The organism is Pseudomonas sp. 203-8 (assembly GCF_020708595.1).
GTDB classification, from domain to species: Bacteria; Pseudomonadota; Gammaproteobacteria; order Pseudomonadales; family Pseudomonadaceae; genus Pseudomonas; species Pseudomonas aeruginosa.
Genome location: NZ_JAJFDF010000003.1, coordinates 369,395 through 388,084, shown reverse-complemented (window position 1 = coordinate 388,084; position 18,690 = coordinate 369,395). Strand labels below are relative to the sequence as shown.

At 65.8% G+C, this 18,690-nt stretch carries 15 protein-coding genes; 5 read left to right on the top strand and 10 right to left on the bottom strand.

From position 1 onward, the window contains the following. Window positions 1-76 precede the first annotated feature (76 nt). On the top strand, window positions 77-349 hold the full coding sequence (locus LJF27_RS08560) for a colicin immunity domain-containing protein (RefSeq protein ID WP_071535197.1): 273 nt from the start codon (window positions 77-79) through the stop codon (window positions 347-349). A gap of 328 nt (window positions 350-677) precedes the next feature. Here LJF27_RS08560 and LJF27_RS08555 read toward each other — a convergent pair whose 3' ends face one another. From LJF27_RS08555 to LJF27_RS08540, 4 genes are all read right to left on the bottom strand, one after another. Then, the gene (locus LJF27_RS08555) at window positions 678-1,232 is read right to left on the bottom strand and encodes a Bro-N domain-containing protein (RefSeq protein WP_023116693.1); all 555 of its coding nucleotides are present in this window, start codon (window positions 1,230-1,232) and stop codon (window positions 678-680) included. 532 nt (window positions 1,233-1,764) lie between these two features. Continuing rightward, window positions 1,765-2,298 (bottom strand): REP-associated tyrosine transposase, encoded by a 534-nt coding sequence (locus tag LJF27_RS08550; RefSeq protein ID WP_003112472.1) that lies wholly within the window; start codon window positions 2,296-2,298, stop codon window positions 1,765-1,767. A gap of 359 nt (window positions 2,299-2,657) precedes the next feature. Beyond that, on the bottom strand, window positions 2,658-3,905 hold the full coding sequence (locus LJF27_RS08545; protein WP_003086547.1) for a ribonucleotide-diphosphate reductase subunit beta: 1,248 nt from the start codon (window positions 3,903-3,905) through the stop codon (window positions 2,658-2,660). A 263-nt stretch (window positions 3,906-4,168) separates the two neighbouring features. Beyond that, complete coding sequence (locus tag LJF27_RS08540) at window positions 4,169-7,060, bottom strand: ribonucleoside-diphosphate reductase subunit alpha (RefSeq protein ID WP_003082358.1); 2,892 nt, start codon at window positions 7,058-7,060, stop codon at window positions 4,169-4,171. A 732-nt stretch (window positions 7,061-7,792) separates the two neighbouring features. Between LJF27_RS08540 and LJF27_RS08535 the strand changes: the two genes are divergently transcribed. From LJF27_RS08535 to LJF27_RS08525, 3 genes are all read left to right on the top strand, one after another. After that, window positions 7,793-8,503, top strand: a complete 711-nt coding sequence (locus tag LJF27_RS08535) for a winged helix-turn-helix domain-containing protein (protein WP_003133838.1) — start codon at window positions 7,793-7,795, stop codon at window positions 8,501-8,503. A gap of 83 nt (window positions 8,504-8,586) precedes the next feature. Next, window positions 8,587-10,203 (top strand): ATP-binding protein, encoded by a 1,617-nt coding sequence (locus tag LJF27_RS08530; RefSeq protein WP_003449089.1) that lies wholly within the window; start codon window positions 8,587-8,589, stop codon window positions 10,201-10,203. A gap of 319 nt (window positions 10,204-10,522) precedes the next feature. Next, window positions 10,523-10,732: a cold-shock protein gene (locus tag LJF27_RS08525; RefSeq protein WP_003082372.1), complete on the top strand. Its 210-nt coding sequence runs from the start codon at window positions 10,523-10,525 to the stop codon at window positions 10,730-10,732. 105 nt (window positions 10,733-10,837) lie between these two features. Here LJF27_RS08525 and LJF27_RS08520 read toward each other — a convergent pair whose 3' ends face one another. The 4 genes from LJF27_RS08520 to ndvB all read right to left on the bottom strand — a co-directional run bounded on the left by LJF27_RS08520 (window position 10,838) and on the right by ndvB (window position 15,917). Then, window positions 10,838-11,221: a hypothetical protein gene (locus tag LJF27_RS08520; RefSeq protein WP_003163102.1), complete on the bottom strand. Its 384-nt coding sequence runs from the start codon at window positions 11,219-11,221 to the stop codon at window positions 10,838-10,840. 17 nt (window positions 11,222-11,238) lie between these two features. After that, entirely contained in the window at window positions 11,239-12,042 is an 804-nt protein-coding gene (locus tag LJF27_RS08515; protein ID WP_014603168.1) for a putative RNA methyltransferase, read from the bottom strand. Then, a complete protein-coding gene (dapE, locus tag LJF27_RS08510) occupies window positions 12,042-13,193 on the bottom strand; it encodes a succinyl-diaminopimelate desuccinylase (RefSeq protein ID WP_003082377.1) in 1,152 nt (383 codons plus the stop codon). Before dapE ends, LJF27_RS08515 begins: the two co-directional genes overlap by 1 nt. A gap of 114 nt (window positions 13,194-13,307) precedes the next feature. Next, window positions 13,308-15,917 carry a glycosyltransferase NdvB gene (gene ndvB / locus LJF27_RS08505; protein WP_016253717.1) on the bottom strand — a complete coding sequence of 870 codons (2,610 nt, stop codon included), beginning with the start codon at window positions 15,915-15,917 and terminating at the stop codon, window positions 13,308-13,310. 211 nt (window positions 15,918-16,128) lie between these two features. Between ndvB and tcdA the strand changes: the two genes are divergently transcribed. Further along, entirely contained in the window at window positions 16,129-16,941 is an 813-nt protein-coding gene (gene tcdA, locus LJF27_RS08500; RefSeq protein WP_003086553.1) for a tRNA cyclic N6-threonylcarbamoyladenosine(37) synthase TcdA, read from the top strand. Here the strand turns inward: tcdA and LJF27_RS08495 are convergent, their stop codons facing one another. Together LJF27_RS08495 and LJF27_RS08490 are read right to left on the bottom strand one after the other, a co-directional pair. Further along, window positions 16,942-17,670: a 4'-phosphopantetheinyl transferase family protein gene (locus tag LJF27_RS08495; RefSeq protein WP_003082383.1), complete on the bottom strand. Its 729-nt coding sequence runs from the start codon at window positions 17,668-17,670 to the stop codon at window positions 16,942-16,944. It abuts the gene before it with no gap. A 227-nt stretch (window positions 17,671-17,897) separates the two neighbouring features. Then, window positions 17,898-18,686: a dienelactone hydrolase family protein gene (locus LJF27_RS08490; RefSeq protein ID WP_023116692.1), complete on the bottom strand. Its 789-nt coding sequence runs from the start codon at window positions 18,684-18,686 to the stop codon at window positions 17,898-17,900. Between the last annotated feature and the right edge of the window lie 4 nt (window positions 18,687-18,690).

Sequence of the window (18,690 nt, the reverse complement as noted above, 5' to 3'; positions counted from 1 at the left end):
GAATGTTTTTGTCAGGGTGGTATCTTGAACCAGGAAGCAAGCAGGAAAAAACTATTTTGAGAATGAGGTGCTTTAAATGAGCATGGCACTTATTGATCTTGCAAGAAATTTTTTGGATGGATCGTTAAGCGGAAAGAGTTTCACAAAAAAATTCTTTGAAATGTGGCGTAGCGAAGGTGCGTCAGGATTGCTAAAAAAGGATGATGATAATCTTGGCGCTTGCCTCAGACTTATGTTTGGAATGGCAGATTGCTTCACGGATGGCCCGAAGGATGATGATGGTGAGATAAATGAAGAGGAGCTAAAACAGGAAGTTAGAGAGCTTCTGAAGAAATATGGCTATATATAGCTGATAGTCTTTTATATCCAAAAATATAGATCAGGCGAAGTCAGTTTATGGGCTTCGTCTGCTTCTTAGGGAAACTTCCGAATAAGCCATCAGATTCGGTCCCGGTCGCGTAAAAACGGGTAAACGCCCCGTTTTTGATACGAGTAGTGGCATTTTCAGCGTTTCGACCGGGCCTCCCGTGTGCCCCGCCCATTTCATTCGCAGATAATCCTGATTGGCCGCGATGGATTACAGGCCGGTGCTGATTGCAGGCCACTACAAGTAGTCATGTAAAAGCAGGTCACTCCGCTGTTTCAAGCCCTGACTCCTTTCAGGGCATGTGGCGGGGTCAGGCCCGGATCAGCGGGCGTGGGCTGTCGAGGAGTTGGGGGCAGTCGCAGAGGGGGATCCAGGTCTTGCCTTGCCAGTGCAGGGTGTCGATCTCGGCGGTTTTCCAGTGCAGCACGGCGCGCTGGGGCGTGGTTTTGGGGTGGGACTGGCTGCGCAGGCGTGGCAGCACCGAGCCGCTGACCCAACGGCGCAAGCCTCGCGCCGCGCCAGGCACTGCGAGCCAGAGCAGAGCGTAGAGCCCGGACTCGCTGACCAGGCAGTCTTGGCGTGGCCCGTGGCGTTCGTCATGGAGCCAGGCGAGCCGCCACTGATCGGTGTCCAGATGCCGCTCCAGCGCATGACAGAGGGCGAACAAGCGCTCGCGCTGTTCCGCCGTCGCCAGCGGCCACGGCGCCTCGTCACACAACGCCGCCGGCGCCCGACCGCCCAGGTAACGGCCCAGCAGCCGTACCAGGTCGGAGAGCACGAACCAGCCTTCCTCATCCAGCAGCACGGCGCGCAGGACCCGATGGTGGTGGGTGAAACGGCTGGGGTGGAGGAGGGCGTCAGACATGACGCACCTCCGGGGAGGTGGTGTTGGTGTCGGGCCGCGAGGGGATGAATAGGGTGGGTTGAAAAACGAATGGCATACGCATTTCCTCAATGGAATACACCGCTACTTTCGGGAGCGGTTTGCCGCTGGGTGGTATGCGTTCTTAGCGCCGAAGAATGATTATGGAGCGCACCGATAGCGGTCAACGGTAGGGCGAATAACTGCAAAGCAGTTATCCGCCGATTCTCTGAAGCCATTGCTTGTACATCGACTTGACGAAGTTCTTTCAATCCCCCGATGCTCGGGCGTTACAGGAAAATCCTGTGTAGCTGCGGATAACGCTTCGCGTTATTCGCCCTACCTCTTCCAGAGAAACATCCGATGCTCCGGTCCGCCCCATCAGGAGGCCGAGCGGAATCGTCGTGTAGGAGGCCGAATGCAGGGGCAAGCGCTTTGGTTACTTTCTCGGGGCCGGCCATCCTGCGAGGCCGAGAAAAAGACTTGGTAGCCGGGGTAGGGCGAATAACGGCACAGCCGTTATCCGCCAGCAGACTCAAACCCGCTCGGCCGCCCGGACCTCCAAGGAAGGATCACCGGCCCAATCCTCGGGATAAAGCCCATCAGCCACGGCCCGGTGGAAGGTGGAGAAGGGCCAATCCTTGACCGCCGTAACCAGCCCGTGTTTCACAGGGTTGAGATGGATGTAGTCGAAATGGCGCCGGTAGTCCGTGTCATTGCGAATCAGGTGTTCCCAGTAGCGCTGCTGCCAGATGGCGCGTTGTCCTCGCCGCCGTTGCGCGAAGGTACGTGATTCGTGGCAGGGGATGCGCCGTGCGAAGCCGGACTTGATGACCTTCCAGCGGGTGGCGAAATCGGCGTCGTCGGGCGGCAGGGTCCAGAGGCAATGCATGTGCTCCGGCAGCACGACCCAGGCATCGATGCGGAAGGGATGCCGGCGCCTGGTCTGGGCGACCACGCGGCGCAGCAGGTCGATTTCGCGGGTCAGCAGGTTGGAGCGGCGGTCATGCAGAGTGACGGTGAAGAAATAGGTGCCGCCGGGGACCCAGGTTCGTCGGTAGCTTGGCATTGGGGATCGTCCGTGTATCCAGAAGGATTTCGGAGCGTACCTTGGCCAGCTGGCGGATAACGCTGCGCGTTATTCGCCCTACGGAGATTTCAGATTGAGCGAATGGTTGGGCATGTTTTTATTTCTTGTTTTCTAGGGCTGTTTGACAGTCCTCAAATAGTCTGTCGATGGTGTCTTGGGGATAGTGAGCTTGGCACATATCTTCTATTTGATTTGGTGAATTAACTTGCTGAACACCTTGGGTTTTTATTTCTCTTTAATGAAGAACCCCGCACAAGGCGGGGCTCTTCATCTCTACCACTGTCCCGAAATCCCTTTCCGGCGACAGCGTCTAACGGTCTTGACCTAAATCGAGAATCTCAATCCCAGCTCAGTGCTCCGCCCGTCTGGTACTCGATAACCCGCGTCTCGAAGAAGTTCTTCTCCTTCTTCAGGTCCATGATCTCCGACATCCACGGGAACGGGTTGGTGGTCCCCGGATACTCTTCCTTCAGGCCGATCTGGGTCAGGCGCCGGTTGGCGATGAACTTCAGGTAGTCCTCCATCATCGCCGCGTTCATGCCCAGCACCCCGCGCGGCATGGTGTCGCGCGCGTATTCGATCTCCAGCTGGGTGCCCTGGAGGATCATCTGGGTCGCCTCGTCCTTCATCTGGGCGTCCCACAGGTGCGGGTTCTCGATCTTGATCTGGTTGATCACGTCGATGCCGAAGTTCAGGTGCATCGACTCGTCGCGGAGGATGTACTGGAACTGCTCGGCGGTGCCGGTCATCTTGTTGCGGCGGCCCATGGAGAGGATCTGGGTGAAGCCGCAGTAGAAGAAGATGCCTTCCAGCACGCAGTAGTAGGCGATCAGGTTGCGCAGGAACTGGCGGTCGGTTTCCGGGGTGCCGGTCTGGAACATCGGGTCGGAGATCGAGCGGGTGTACTTCAGGCCCCACGAGGCCTTCTTCGCCACGCTGGGGATCTCGTGGTACATGTTGAAGATCTCGCCCTCGTCCATGCCCAGCGACTCGATGCAGTACTGGTAGGCGTGGGTGTGGATCGCCTCTTCGAAGGCCTGGCGCAGGATGTACTGGCGGCACTCGGGGTTGGTGATCAGGCGGTACACGGCCAGCACCAGGTTGTTGGCGACCAGGGAGTCGGCGGTGGAGAAGAAGCCGAGGTTGCGCATGACGATGCGCCGCTCGTCTTCGCTGAGGCCGTCCTTGCTCTTCCACAGGGCGATGTCGGCGTTCATGTTGACTTCCTGCGGCATCCAGTGGTTGGCGCAACCATCCAGATACTTCTGCCAGGCCCAGTCGTACTTGAAGGGGACGAGCTGGTTGAGGTCGGCGCGGGCGTTGATCATCTGCTTGTCGCCGACCTGCACGCGCGCGGCGGAGCCTTCGAGGTCGTCCAGGCCTTCCTGGATGTCGAGGTCGTTCAGGGCCTTCTTGGCGCGGGCGACGGCGTCGGAGTCGTCGGCGGAAACGGCGCGCGCTTCTTCCACCGAGCCGGCGGCTTCGTCGTCCAGCTTGTCATGGCCCTGGGCAACGGCCTGGGCGGCGGCGGGCGCGGCCTTGGCTTCGGTCGGGTCTTCTTTGTCGAATTCGTCCCAGCTCAGCATCTTGCTCTCTCCTGGTCTGGCGGCCGTCTCGGCGGCCTGGATATGGGGCGTGAGGTGCACGCGAAAGCGGTGGTCCGGCACGGTCTGGCCGGGCCGTTCTTCTCCCCCGGAGGGAAGAAGGGGATTGTTCCTGGCCCTGGCGAGGGGCCTTGCGCTGCCAGCGTGGCGCTGGACGAGCGACCGTCAGGCGCCGGGCAGGCCGAACCCACGCGAGGAGTCCGGCTTGCCCGGCCGCGACACGGACGCCGTTCAGCGACGCGCGATCACTGGCAGGCTTCGCAGTCGGGGTTATCGATGCTGCACGCCTGCGGCACCGGCGCCGGCTTCGGCTCGGCGGCCGGGGCGGCTTGCAGGCCGTCGTTGCCACCGGCCGACACGGCGTTGAGCTTGCCGGTGTTGATGGTGGACTTCTCGGTGCTGGTGGCGGCCAGGGCACGGAGGTAGTAGGTGGTCTTCAGGCCGCGGAACCAGGCCATGCGGTAGGTCACGTCGAGCTTCTTGCCCGAGGCGCCGGCGATGTACAGGTTCAGCGACTGGGCCTGGTCGATCCACTTCTGGCGACGGCTGGCGGCTTCGACGATCCAGCGGGTCTCGACTTCGAACGCGGTGGCGTAGAGGTCCTTGAGGTCCTGCGGGATGCGCTCGATCTGCTGCACGGAACCGTCGTAGTACTTCAGGTCGTTGACCATGACCGGGTCCCACAGGCCGCGGGCCTTGAGGTCGCGCACCAGGTAGGGGTTGATCACGGTGAACTCGCCGGAGAGGTTCGACTTCACGTACAGGTTCTGGTAGGTCGGCTCGATCGACTGCGAGACGCCGGTGATGTTGGCGATGGTCGCGGTCGGCGCGATGGCCATGATGTTCGAGTTGCGGATGCCTTTCTGTACGCGCTCGCGCAGCGGCGCCCAGTCGAGGGTTTCCGACAGGTCGACTTCGATGTACTTGGCGCCGCGCTCTTCGATCAGCTTCTTCTCCGAGTCGATCGGCAGGATGCCTTGCGACCACAGCGAGCCCTGGAAGGTCTGGTAGGCGCCGCGCTCGTCGGCCAGGTCGCAGGAAGCCTGGATCGCGTAGTAGCTGATGGCTTCCATGGACTGGTCGGCGAAGGCGATGGCCGCGTCCGAACCGTAGGGGATGTGCTGCAGGTACAGGGCGTCCTGGAAGCCCATGATGCCCAGGCCGACCGGACGGTGCTTGAAGTTGGAGTTCTGCGCCTGCGGGACCGAGTAGTAGTTGATGTCGATGACGTTATCGAGCATGCGTACCGCGGTCTTGACGGTCTTCTCCAGCTTGGCGGTGTCCAGCTTGCCGTCGACGATGTGGTTGACCAGGTTGATCGAGCCCAGGTTGCAGACGGCGATCTCGTCCTTGTTGGTGTTCAGGGTGATCTCGGTGCAGAGGTTCGAGCTGTGCACCACGCCCACGTGCTGCTGCGGGCTGCGCAGGTTGCACGGGTCCTTGAAGGTCAGCCACGGGTGGCCGGTCTCGAACAGCATGGAGAGCATCTTGCGCCACAGGTCCTTGGCCTGGACGACCTTGTGCAGCTTCAGCTTGCCGTAGCTGGCCAGGGCCTCGTAGTACTCGTAGCGCTCCTCGAAGGCCTTGCCGTAGAGGTCGTGCAGGTCGGGGACGTCGGACGGCGAGAAGAGGGTCCAGGAGCCGTCGTCGAAGACGCGCTTCATGAACAGGTCGGGGATCCAGTTGGCGGTGTTCATGTCGTGGGTACGACGACGGTCGTCACCGGTGTTCTTGCGCAGCTCGAGGAATTCCTCGATGTCCAGGTGCCAGGTTTCCAGGTAGGCGCAGACCGCGCCCTTGCGCTTGCCGCCCTGGTTGACCGCGACCGCGGTGTCATTGACCACTTTCAGGAAGGGCACGACGCCCTGGGACTTGCCGTTGGTGCCCTTGATGTAGGAGCCCAGCGCGCGCACCGGGGTCCAGTCGTTGCCCAGGCCGCCGGCGAATTTCGACAGCATGGCGTTGTCGTGGATGGCGCCGTAGATGCCCGACAGGTCGTCCGGCACGGTGGTCAGGTAGCAGCTGGAGAGCTGCGGACGCAGGGTGCCGGCGTTGAACAGGGTGGGGGTGGAACTCATGTAGTCGAAGGACGACAGCAGGTTGTAGAACTCGATGGCGCGTGCCTCGCGGTCCTTCTCCTCGATGGCCAGGCCCATGGCCACGCGCATGAAGAAGATCTGCGGCAGTTCGAAGCGGATGCCGTCCTTGTGGATGAAGTAGCGGTCGTACAGGGTCTGCAGGCCGAGGTAGGTGAACTGCTGATCGCGCTCGTGATCGATGGCCTTGCCCAGTTTCTCCAGGTCGAATTCCTTCAGCTTGGCATCGACCAGCTCGAACTCGGCGCCTTTCTCGATGTAGGCCGGCAGGGCCTTGGCGTACAGCTCGGCCATTTCGTGATGGGTGGCGCTCTCGGCCACGCCGAGGAAGCCCAGGGCTTCGGCGCGCAGGGTGTCCATCAGCAGGCGGGCGGTGACGTAGGAGTAGTTCGGCTCGCGCTCGACCAGGGTGCGCGCGGTCATCACCAGGGCGGTGTTGACGTCCTTTTCGGCGACGCCATCGTAGAGGTTCTTCAGGGTCTCGCGCTCGATCAGCGCGCCGTCCACCTCGGCCAGGCCTTCGCAGGCTTCGCTGATGATGGTGTTCAGGCGGCCCATGTCCAGCGGCGACAGGCTGCCGTCGGCGCGGGTGATGCGGATGCTCGGGTGCGGCTGGGCGACATCGCTGGCGGCGCCGGCGTTCTTGCGCTCGGCGGCGCGGGCTTCGCGGTAGATCACGTAGTCGCGGGCGACCTTCTGCTCGCCGGCGCGCATCAGGGCCAGTTCGACCTGGTCCTGGATCTCTTCGATGTGGATGGTGCCGCCGGACGGCATGCGGCGCTTGAAGGTGGCGGTGACCTGCTCGGTCAGGCGGCGCACGGTGTCATGGATACGCGACGAGGCGGCGGCGGTGCCGCCTTCCACGGCGAGGAACGCCTTGGTGATGGCCACGGTGATCTTGTCATCGGTGTAGGGGACTACGGTGCCGTTGCGCTTGATCACGCGCAGCTGGCCCGGCGCGGTGGCGGCCAGATCCTGCGACGAATCGGCGGCCTGCGGCGCGCTGGCCTGCGGGTTCTCGCGTGTGGTGTCGGTATGCATGGGTGGGTATCTCCACGTTCTCGTAATGGTTTTGCTAGCGGGCGCCGGGGCGCCCATTCCCTTGAATCGATAAAGAGCCGGGCAGCCGGCCTCGCGGCGGCTGCTTCATTCGAATGCTGAGGGTGGGGACTGTGAGTGCCTCCCTGGCCCTGGCGGGTTCGTGGCGTTTTGCCGTCGAACACAATACCTAGTGGTGTTGACTGTCTGTTTACAGCGTCCGTTGCAACACCCGTACCGCTTTTCCAACGTCATGAAGGGCTCCTTGCGGTGAGCGCCGTCGATGCTTTCAGTACGTCTGGAAAATGCTTTTTTGCGGAGCCGCCGGAGCCATCAGAGTGGTCCGTGCGCGGTTGGTTCCGTTGTAGCCGTTCGTGCGCTCGAAACCCAAGATATAGGGGGTGGCGACGATGGGGATACAAGATAATGCGCTAATGGGGTGTTTGCAAGGTGACAGTCTGGGGGAAACCTGTGGATAAAGTGTGGGTCTTCTGTGCGTGAGTCCTAGGAAGCGTCCGTAGGCCGCGGCAGCGCTGGAGAATGCCATTCGTCGCCCTCGGAAAGCACCGGCGCAGACCTACTCCCCAACCTTTCGGGGCGCGCACCCTACCCACAATATGTAGTGTTTGCAAGATGTTCCTCGCGTGCTGCCGCGTGGCCCCCGTATTGGCTACAATGCGGGCCGCTCTGAGGGGGCCGCGCGGCGGCTCCGGGACCGCGATACGAGGAGGCTGTGTGGAGCAAGAAGCCTGGCGCATCCTGATCGTCGAGGACGATCGACGCCTGGCCGAGCTGACCCGGGAATACCTGGAAGGCAACGGCCTGAAGGTCGACATCGAAGCCAACGGCGCACTGGCGGCGGCGCGTATCCTCGCCGAACGCCCGGACCTGGTGGTGCTCGACCTGATGCTGCCGGGCGAGGACGGTCTGTCCATCTGCCGCCAGGTGCGTCCGCAGTTCGACGGTCCGATCCTGATGCTCACCGCGCGCACCGACGACATGGACGAGGTGCTCGGCCTGGAGATGGGCGCCGACGACTACGTGTGCAAGCCGGTGCGCCCGCGTGTGCTGCTGGCGCGCATCCGTGCCCTGTTGCGGCGCAGCGAGGCGCCGGAAGCGGGCGCCCAGGCGGCGGACAGCAAACGCCTGGCGTTCGGTCGCCTGGTGATCGACAACGCGATGCGCGAGGCCTGGCTGGACGGGACCACCATCGAGCTGACCAGCGCCGAGTTCGACCTGCTCTGGCTGCTGGCGGCGAACGCCGGGCGCATTCTCTCCCGCGAGGAGATCTTCAACGCCCTGCGCGGTATCGAGTACGACGGCCAGGACCGCTCCATCGACGTGCGCATCTCGCGGATTCGCCCGAAGATCGGCGACGACCCGATGCACCCGCGGCTGATCAAGACCGTGCGCAGCAAGGGCTACCTGTTCGTCGGCGAGGGCTGAGGCGCTTTTTTCCTGCGGGCCGGGGCGCGGGCGTCCCGGTCGGCCAGAATCAACAGCAGCGGACAGCGGCCGGGGGCTCGCCGATGAAATCCATCTTCCTGCGCATCTATGGCGGCATGCTCCTGGCCCTGCTGCTGGTCAGCGGCCTGGGCCTGCTCGGCCTGCACTGGATCAACGAGGTGCGCGGCGAGCACTACCGCGAGGAACTGGCGCGCGGCACCTTCCGCCTGATGGCCGACAACCTGCAACCGATGACCGCCACCGAGCGCAAGCGCGCCCTGGCGCAGTGGAGCCGCTTGCTGGGGATTCCCCTGCAACTGCACGGGCTGGATGAGCTGCGGATGGACGGACGCAGCCGCGCGCGCCTGATGAACGGCCAGGTGCTGGTGAAGCAGACCGCCGAGCACGCCGTCACCGTCTATACCCAGGCCAGCGCCGCCGAGAACCTGGTGCTCAGCGGCGAGGTGCAGCAGGTCAGCGAGCAACTGGCGCGGGCCACGGTGTACCTGCTGATGGACGAACTGGTGCGCTACCCGGCCAGCGAACAGCCTTACCACCTTGCGCGGATCGTCCGCGACAAGCGCTTCGGCTTCCCGGTGCACCTGCTCCAGGTCAAGGAGCTGGACCTCGACGACGACCAGCGCCGGCGAGTGGTGGAGGGCGACACGGTGATGGCGCTGGGCAAGGACGGCGACTCGATCCGCATCTTCGCCGGCATCCTCGACACGCCCTGGGTGCTGGAGCTGGGCCCGCTGTTCCAGATGAACCCCTATCCGCCGCAGCTGCTGTTGCTGCTCGGCGCGCTGTGCCTGAGCTTCATCGGCCTGATCACCTACCTGCTGGTGCGTCGCCTGGAGCAGCGCCTGCGCAGCCTGGAGGCGGCCGCCACGCGGATCGCCCGCGGCAGCCTGGATACTCGCGTCGAGGTGCGCGGTGGCGACTCGGTGGGACGCCTGGGCGCGGCCTTCAACCATATGGCCGAGCACATCCACCGGCTGCTGACGGTGCAGCGCGAGATGGTTCGCGCGGTGTCCCACGAGCTGCGCACGCCGGTGGCGCGGTTGCGCTTCGGCCTGGAGATGATCGAGACCGCCGAGACCGACGGCGCCCGCCTGAAGTACCTGGAGGGCATGGACAACGATATCCAGGACCTCGACAAGCTGGTCGACGAGATGCTCACCTACGCGCGCCTGGAACAGGGCTCGCCGCCGCTGACCTACCAGCGCCTGGAGCTGGGCGTGCTGGTGCGCCAGGTGGTGGAGGAGATCGCCCCGCTGCGCCGCGAGGTGCTGGTCAGTTGCGAGGAGGGCGCGCTGGTGCCTGAGGAGCTGGGCAGTTGGATCGAGGCCGAGCCGCGCTACCTGCATCGGGCCTTGCAGAACCTGCTGACCAATGCGCTGCGGCATGCCGATCGTCGGGTCAGGATCAGCTACCGGGTCAGCCTGGAGCGTTGCCGGGTGGATGTCGAGGACGACGGGCCGGGGGTGCCGGAGGCGCAATGGGAGCGGCTCTTTACGCCATTCCTACGCCTGGACGATAGCCGGACCCGTGCTTCCGGCGGGCATGGCCTGGGACTGTCCATCGTCCGGCGGATCGTCTACTGGCATGGCGGCCGGGCCTCCATCGGCCGCAGCGAGACTCTGGGCGGTGCCTGCTTCACCCTGGCCTGGCCGCGCAAGGCGGGTCTGCGCGACCGCTGAAAAGCCGACGGAAATATGGCGGCTAGCTATCTGCAAGTGCATGCGCAGACGTATTCCAGGCGTAGCGAAAACATATCGAAAGGCCAGTCCCGCCGGGCGTGGCGAGTATTCCGCCAGGGGCTAAAAAAGTCCTTTTCAGTTGGACTCGTTTGTTTATACTCCGGGACGCGGTGGCTAGTGGAACGCCATTCGAAATGCCCGCTCCAACGGCATTTTGCCGGGGTCGGATAACAAGAACAGCGTTGCGCAGCCGAACCGTCGAAGTCTTCCCGGATTGGGAAGGCCACTTATAAAAAATTGCAAGTTGGAGAGTGTGGTAATGGCTGATCGTGAGGTCGGAACCGTCAAGTGGTTCAATGACGCCAAAGGTTATGGATTCATTCAACGCGATAGCGGTCCGGACGTGTTCGTTCACTACCGCGCCATCCGCGGCGAGGGTCACCGCTCCCTGGTGGAAGGCCAGAAAGTGGAATTCTCGGTGATCCAGGGCCAGAAAGGCCTGCAAGCGGAAGACGTCTCCAAGGTCTGATTCCCGCAAGCAAAAGCCCGTCGCGAGACGGGCTTTTGTCATCCAGCGCCTCCACCCCGCCAGGCCCCCGTTGGGCGGCCCCTCGCAGCGCGGGGTTTTCGTCGTTCAGGCGGTGCGCCAGGTAATTTCCTCGACGCCCCCGGCGTCGACCCGCAGCCAGCGGTCGGCGTCCTCTTCGCCCTGGTTTTCCTCCCAGCCGCCCGGCGCGCAGCGGATCTCCACGCCGAGCGCGGCATGCGCGGCCCTGGCGCAGGCGAGGTCGTCGTCCCAGGGCGTGCTGTCGCTCTCCAAGAACAGGCTGTGCCACTTGCCCACCGCCTTCGGCAGCCAGGTGACGCGCACCGCGCCGTGCTCGCCGCGGGCGGTGCACTTGAGGGTCTGGCCGCGCTCCTGCCATGGGCCGCAGGGCCCCAGCGCCTGTTCCAGCCAGGCGGCGACGGCCGCGTGCTCGGCGTCTTTCAGGTAGATCTCGATATCCGGTTGGCGCATGGGGTCCTCGGGGACGGTCAGTCGCGTTGCAGCCAATCGTAGCGCACCGCCACGCTGACTTCGAAGGGTTCGGCCAGGATTCGCGCGCGGCGCTCGGGGTTGACCCGCCAGCCGTGCGGGGTCATGGCCAGGAGGTTTTCCCGCGCGTCGTAGCTGTCCAGCGCCAGGCGAAACTCGAGGGTCTCGGTGTGGCGCAGGCGCAGTTGCGCGGGCAGGCTGGCGAGGTGCTTGTCGTCGGCGTAGTCGCGCACGTCGTCATAGAGCCGCTGGCGCAGTTCCAGCAGGTGCGCGCTGGCCGGGCCCAGGCGCAGTACGCCGCCGCCGGGGGCGAGGACGCGCACGGCTTCGTTCCAGTCGATGGGGCTGAACACGCTGGCGATCAGCTCGCAACTGGCGTCGGCCAGCGGCAGCCGGGCCATGCTCGCCACCAGCCAGGACAACTGCGGCGCGCGGCGGCAGGCGCGTTTCACCGCCTCGCGGGAGATATCCAGGGCATAGCCTTCGGCGCCGGCCAGGGCTTCGCCGAGCCGGGCGCTGTAGTAGCCCTCGCCGCAACCGATATCCAGCCAGCGTCGCGGCGCGCGTTCGGCGGCCAGTTCGGCCAGGCGCCGGGCCAGCGGCGCGTAGTGGCCGGCGCCGAGGAACTGGCGACGGGCCTCGACCATGGCGGCGTTGTCGCCCGGATCGAGGCTTTTCTTGTGCTGCACCGGCAGCAGGTTCAGGTAACCCTGGCGGGCGCGGTCGAAGCGGTGCCCGGCGGGGCAGGCGACGCCGTTGTCGACCTCGCCCAGGGCGGCGGAGCAGAGCGGGCAGATCAGCATCAGGCGAGCAGCCTCACCAGGGTCTGGTAGTAGATTTCGGTGAGCAGTTCCAGGTCGCTGGCCAGGACCCGCTCGTTGACCTGGTGGATGGTGGCGTTGACCGGGCCGAGTTCGACCACCTGGGTGCCCATGGTGGCGATGAAGCGTCCGTCGGAGGTGCCGCCGCTGGTCGAGGGCTGGGTCTCGCGACCGGTGACCGCCCTGATGCTGGCGGCCACCGCATCGAGCAGTTCGCCCGGCTCGGTGAGGAACGGCAGGCCGGACAGCGCCCATTCGACGTGCCAGTCCAGGCCGTGCTTGTCGAGGATCGCCTCGACGCGTTTCTGCAGGCCTTCGACGGTGGATTCGGTGGAGAAGCGGAAGTTGAACAGCGCGGTCAGTTCGCCGGGGATGACGTTGGTGGCGCCGGTGCCGGAGTTCAGGTTGGAAACCTGGAAGCTGGTCGGCGGGAAGAAGGCATTGCCGTCGTCCCAGTGTTCCGCCGCCAGTTCGGCCAGCGCCGGGGCGGCCAGGTGGATCGGGTTCTTCGCCAGGTGCGGGTAGGCCACATGGCCCTGTACGCCGCGGATGGTCAGCTTGGCGCCGAGGGAGCCGCGGCGGCCGTTCTTCACCACGTCGCCGACCAGGCTGGTGCTCGACGGTTCGCCGACGATGCACCAGTCCAGGCGCTCGCCGCGTGCGGCGAGGCGTTCGACCACCGCCTTGGTGCCGTGGTGGGCCGGGCCTTCCTCGTCGCTGGTGATGAGGAAGGCGATGGCACCCTTGTGCTCCGGGTGGTCGGCGACGAAGCGCTCGACGGCGACGATCATCGACGCCAGGCTGCCTTTCATGTCCGCCGCGCCGCGCCCGCAGAGCATGCCCTGGTCGTCGATCAGGGCGTCGAAGGGTTGGTGCTGCCAGGCCTGCAGCGGGCCGGTGGGGACCACGTCGGTGTGCCCGGCGAAGCACAGCACCGGGCCGTCGCCGCCGCGCCGTGCCCAGAAGTTGTCCACCTCCTCGATGCGCATCGGCTCCAGGGCGAAGCCGGCGGCTTCCAGGCGGCGCATCATCAGGGCCTGGCAGTCGGCGTCGAGCGGCGTGACGGAGGGGCGGCGGATCAACTCGCAGGCGAGTTCGAGGGTCGGCGAGAGACTCGGCGAAGAGGCGGTCATGGGGAGGGCATCCTGAGCGGGTCGAGCGGAAAGGGGGAATCTTAAAGCATAAACGCGGGCGAAGGGACGCCGTTTAGGCGAGCGGAGCCGGCTGTCCCGACGCCTCGCTCGACCTCAACCGCCGATCCGCTCGGCGCCGCCGGCCAGTTCCTCGCGCGGTTTCGGCAGCGACGAGAGCAGGGCCATGACCAGCGCCGCCAGGTAGGGCAGCGATTGCACCAGGAGCATGGCGACCCAGATCAGCAGGTCGCGGCTCGGCACGCCCTGAACCGCCACGATGCCGGCCGCCGCGCCCCACAGCAGGAGCATCACGAAGACTTCCTCGCGGGCCTCCGCCAGGGCCACCAGCAGGCCGTGGCTGGAGCGCATCTTCGGCGTGCGGAAGAACGGGATGCCGCGGGTGACGAAGCCGTACAGCACCGCCTTGGCAATGGTGTGCGAGAGCGACAGGCCGGCGAGGGCGGCGAAGAACGAGTCGCGCAGGTCGACGCCGACGGTGCGCCGGTAGAGGAAGAGGATCTTGCCGACCTTGAAGACGAACAGGGCCAGCGGCAGGATCGCGAAGATCAGCAGCGGCGGGTCGACGCGCTTGGGCACGATGATCATCGCCGCCGACCAGAGCAGCGCGCCGAGGGTGAAGAAGATGTTCAGGCCGTCGGCGATCCACGGCAGCCAGCCGGCCACGAAGTGGTAGCGCTGGCCGCGGGTCAGGCGGCTGCCGTCGGGACCGCGGCCGCGCAGCAGGGCGTCGGTATGCCGCTTCATGATCTGGATCGCGCCGTAGGCCCAGCGGAAGCGCTGCTTCTTGAAGTCGATGAAGGTATCGGGCATCACCCCCTTGCCGTAGCTGCGCTCGAAGTAGGCGGCCGACAGGCCCTTCTCGAACACCCGCAGGCCCAGCTCGGCGTCCTCGGTGATGCACCATTCCGGCCATCTCAGCTCGTCCAGCACGCTGCGCCGGATCATGGTCATGGTGCCGTGCTCGATGATCGCGTCGCGGTCGTTGCGGGTGACCATGCCGATGTGGAAGAAGCCCTTGTACTCGGCGTAGCAGAGCCGCTTGAAGGCGCTCTCGTGCTGGTCGCGGTAGTCCTGCGGCGACTGCACCACGGCGATCCGCGGGTCGCCGAAGTGCGGCACCATGTGCCTGAGCCAGTCGGGGTCGACGCAGTAGTCGGCGTCGATCACCGCGACCACCTCGACGTCCGCCGCCACGTGGCCCAGGGCGAAGTTCAGCGCGCCGGCCTTGAAGCCTTCCAGCGGGGCGACGTGGAAGAAGCGGAAGCGCTCGCCCAGGCGCGCGCAGTGCGCCTCGACCGGCTGCCAGACGGCCGGGTCGCGGGTGTTGTTGTCGATCACCAGGACTTCGTAGTCCGGGTAGTCGAGGCGGGCAAGGGCGTCGAGGGTCTGCTTCAGCAGTTCCGGCGGCTCGTTGTAGCAGGGCACGTGGATCGACACCTTGGGCCGATAGGCCTGCGCGGCGGTGATCGGCAGGAATGGCCGGCGCCGCTTGCGCGTCCAGACCGCCTCGGCCAGCTCGTGGGCCTCGGTGAACAGCACGATGACCACCCCCAGCGCGCCGACGCCCAGCAACGCGCCGACGGTCAGGCTGAACCAGGTGCTGTACTGCTGGCTGTAGTCGTAGGCGATCCACACCAGCACCGAGGCGCAGGCGAACGAGACCACGGCGAGGAAGGTCCTCCCGCGCTGGCGCAGCGAGGAACTGTCGATCAGCAGCAGGGTGAAGGCGAGTACCGCGAGTACCGCCGAGGCGATGGCCAGGGCGCGCCACTTGGGAATCGGCACCACCGGCCCGGTGAAGTTGAACTTGGCCTTGCGGTCGGCGTTGTAGACGCCCCAGTAGGCGCCCACCGAGCCTTCGGCGCTGACCTTCCAGGGCTGGTCGAAGGCTTCGATGACGAAGTAGCTGTAGCCTTCGCCGTTGAGCGCGTTGGTCAGGCGCCGCAGGTAGATGGCCTGGTCCGCGGGTGTCGCCTCGGCGCTGCCGCGCATGCGCCCGTTGCTCGGCCAGCCGACCTCGGCGAGCAGCAGCGGCTTCCTCGGGAAGGCGGCCTTGAGTTCGCGCGCGCGTTCGAGCACGAAGTCCACCGCGTCGGCCACCGGCGTGGCCTCCCAGTAGGGCAGGACGTGGGCGGCGATCAGGTCGACGTGTTGCGCCAGTTCCGGGTGTTCGCGGTAGACGTGCCACTGTTCGGCGGTGGTCACCGGAACCTTGACCGCCGCGCGGACCCGGTCGAGGTAGGCGATCAACTGTTCCGCCGTCACCTCGCGGCGGAACAGCGCCTCGTTGCCGACTATCACTCGCACCACGCTCGGCGACTCGTTGGCGATGCGGATGGCGCGGGCGATCTCGGCCTCGTTGCTGGCCAGGTCCGGGCCGAGCCAGATGCCCAGGCTGACGCGCAGGCCGAACGCCTCGGCCAGCGCCGGGATGTCGCCGAGCGCGCCCTGGACCGAATAGGTGCGGATGCTGTGGGTGTGCCGGGCGACCAGTTCCAGGTCGGTGCGCATCTGTTCGGCGCTGGGGTAGCGGCCGCTCTGCGGGTTCTGGTTGAGGCGGAACGGCGAGAAGGAGAAGCCGGAGATGCGTTCCGGCCAGTCCGGTACGCTGACCGGACGGTTGTACAGGGCCCAGATGCCGGTGAAGAGGGCGGCCAGGGCGACGATGACCACCAGGTTGAGCCCGATCTTGCGTGAAGACATAGAGATGAAACCAGGTTCCGGATGTTTCGCTGAACACGGGGCGGCGCATGCTACCCCGCACCCCCCGGGGTGTACAGGCACCGGGCCGGCGGGTCTGTTGCAAGTCTAGTCCGGCCTGCGCGACGAGCCGTAAGAACGCAGGCGACGCGGCGGCCGCGGCTTTTTATAATGCGCGCGGCAATCCGCGATTCGGTTTCAGAGGTGGTTGGTGATGCAGGTGGATGAACAGCGCTTCGGCGGTATCGGCCGGTTGTACGGTCGCGAGGGGCTGCAACGCCTGGCCGATAGCCACGTCGCGGTGGTCGGCATCGGCGGGGTCGGTTCCTGGGCGGCGGAAGCGCTGGCCCGCAGCGGCGTCGGCGAGATTTCCCTGTTCGACCTCGACGATGTCTGCGTGACCAACACCAACCGCCAGGTGCATGCCATCGAAGGCTCGGTGGGCAAGGCCAAGGTCGAGGTGATGGCGGCGCGCATCCGGGCCATCAACCCGGCCTGCCGGGTCCACGCGGTGGCCGATTTCGTCACCCGCGAGACCATGGCCGAGTACATCGTCGACTTCGACTACCTGATCGACTGCATCGATAGCGTGGCCGCCAAGGCCGCGCTGATCGCCTGGTGCAAGCGGCGCAAGATCCCGGTGATCACCACCGGCGGCGCCGGTGGCCAGGTCGACCCGACGCAGATCCAGGTCGCCGACCTGAACAAGACCTTCAACGACCCGCTGGCGGCCAAGGTGCGTTCCACCCTGCGCCGCGACTACAACTTCTCGCGCACGCCGGGGCGCACCTACAGCGTGCCCTGCGTGTTCTCCAGCGAACAACTGCGCTACCCGAAGCCGGACGGCACGGTGTGCCAGTCGAAGAGTTTCGTCGGCGAAGGGGTGAAGCTGGACTGCGCCGGCGGCTTCGGCGCGGTGATGATGGTCACCGCCACCTTCGGCATGGTCGCCGCCGCCCGCGCCGTCGAGCGCCTGGCGGAAGGCCGCGCGCTGCGGCCGTCGCGGCGCACGCCGGGGAACGCCTGATCAGGCGCCGACCGCCACCAGGCTGAGCAGGCGTTCGTCGAGCACGGCGAACTGGGCGTCCAGCTCGCTGCCGTGGCGCCACTCCGGCGACAGGTCGGTGAGCAGGCGCAGCCGGGCCTGGCCGTCGGCGCGCCATTCCAGCAGTTCCGCATGTTCGAAATAGAAGCGCTTGCCCACCAGCGGATAGAGCGCCTTGAACAGGCTTTCCTTCAGCGAGAACGCCAGGGTCACCAGCAGGCCGGTGCGTCGCTCCAGGTCGTCGGCGAAGCGCAGGCGCTCGCCTTCGGTGAGTATCTCGCCATGCAGGTAGCGCGCCCGTTCGGCTTCGAGCAGGGTTTCCACGTCCAGGCCGAGCCCGCGCCAGTCGCCGCGCGCCGCCACCAGGGCGGCGGCCCAGCGGTCGCCATGGGTGATCGAGCCGCTGATCGCGGCCGGCCAGACCGGTGCGCGGTCCTCGCCGACGGCCGGCGTCTGGGCGCGGCCATCGAGGGCGAACAGGGCGGCGCGTGCGCAGAGGCGCCCGGCGAGAAACTCGGCCTGGCGCTTGGCCACCGCGCGGAGGATGTTCGCCGGCGGCTGGATGCCGGCCAGGGCGAAGTCGCCGGGTTGCAGCAGCGCCGGGTCGAAGCGGGTGCTGCGCAGTTGCACGCCGGGCAGCGCGACGGGCAGCGGCCAGCGGTCGTCCAGTGGGGTGCAGAAGGAGGGGAGACGGTCGTTCATGGCGCGCATTGTGCCGGTTCCCGACGTGGCCCACCAGTCACGCGGCGCTTACACAAGATTGCAAAAGCGCAACAAAGGAAAACGGACCGCGAGGCCCGGTTTTGACAGACTGCGCCGCGCATTCCTGTGGAATGCAGGTGAGGTTGTTTGTTGATGACGGGATACTGTCCTGTCTCGACCTTTCAAGACGGGAGTCCCTCCGGGGACTCCCGTTTTTTTATGCGTCGGCGCAGGGTTCAACCCTGCCCGAAGATGTCCTTGAGGAACGCCTGCAGGTCTGCCCAGGAGCGCTGGTCGGCCTGGCGGTCGTAGCCGATGTCCAGGCCGTGGCCCTTGTGCGCGTCGGCGTCGGGGTTGGTGAAGCCGTGTTTGGCGTCGTCCTGGATCACCACCCGGTAGTCGGCGCCGGCGGCGTTCAGTTCCTGTTTCAGGGCGTCGAGGTCCTTGGCCGGGACCAGGCTGTCGGCGCTGCCGTGCTCCACCAGGATCTTGGCCTTGACGCTGCCCTTGCTGGCCGGGGTGGCGGTGCCGAGGGCGCCGTGGAAGCTCGCCACGCCGGCCAGCGGCAGGCCCTGGCGGGCCATGTCGAGGACGATCTTGCCGCCGAAGCAGTAGCCGACCGCGGCGATCTGGCTGGGATCGGTCTGCGGTTGCCGCTTCAGCAGTTCCAGGCCGGCGAGGAAGCGCGCCTTGGCGGCGTCGGCATCCCGGGTCGCGGCCTGCATGAAGGCCATCGCGTCCTGCGGGTGCTCGGTGTGCTTGCCTTCGCCGTACATGTCGATGGCCAGGGCGCTGTAGCCGAGTTCGGCGAGGTCGCGGGCGCGGCGTTTGGCATAGTCGTTGAGCCCCCACCATTCGTGGACCACGATGACCCCAGGGCGGATCCCCGGCTTGCTGTCGTCGTAGGCGAAATAGCCGACCATGCGCGTGCCGTCTGTGCTCCGGTAAGGCATCTCGCGGGTCTGGATAGCGGCCTGGGCGCTGGCGGCGCAGGCGATGAGCAGCAGGGCGCAGAACAGGCGCATGGCA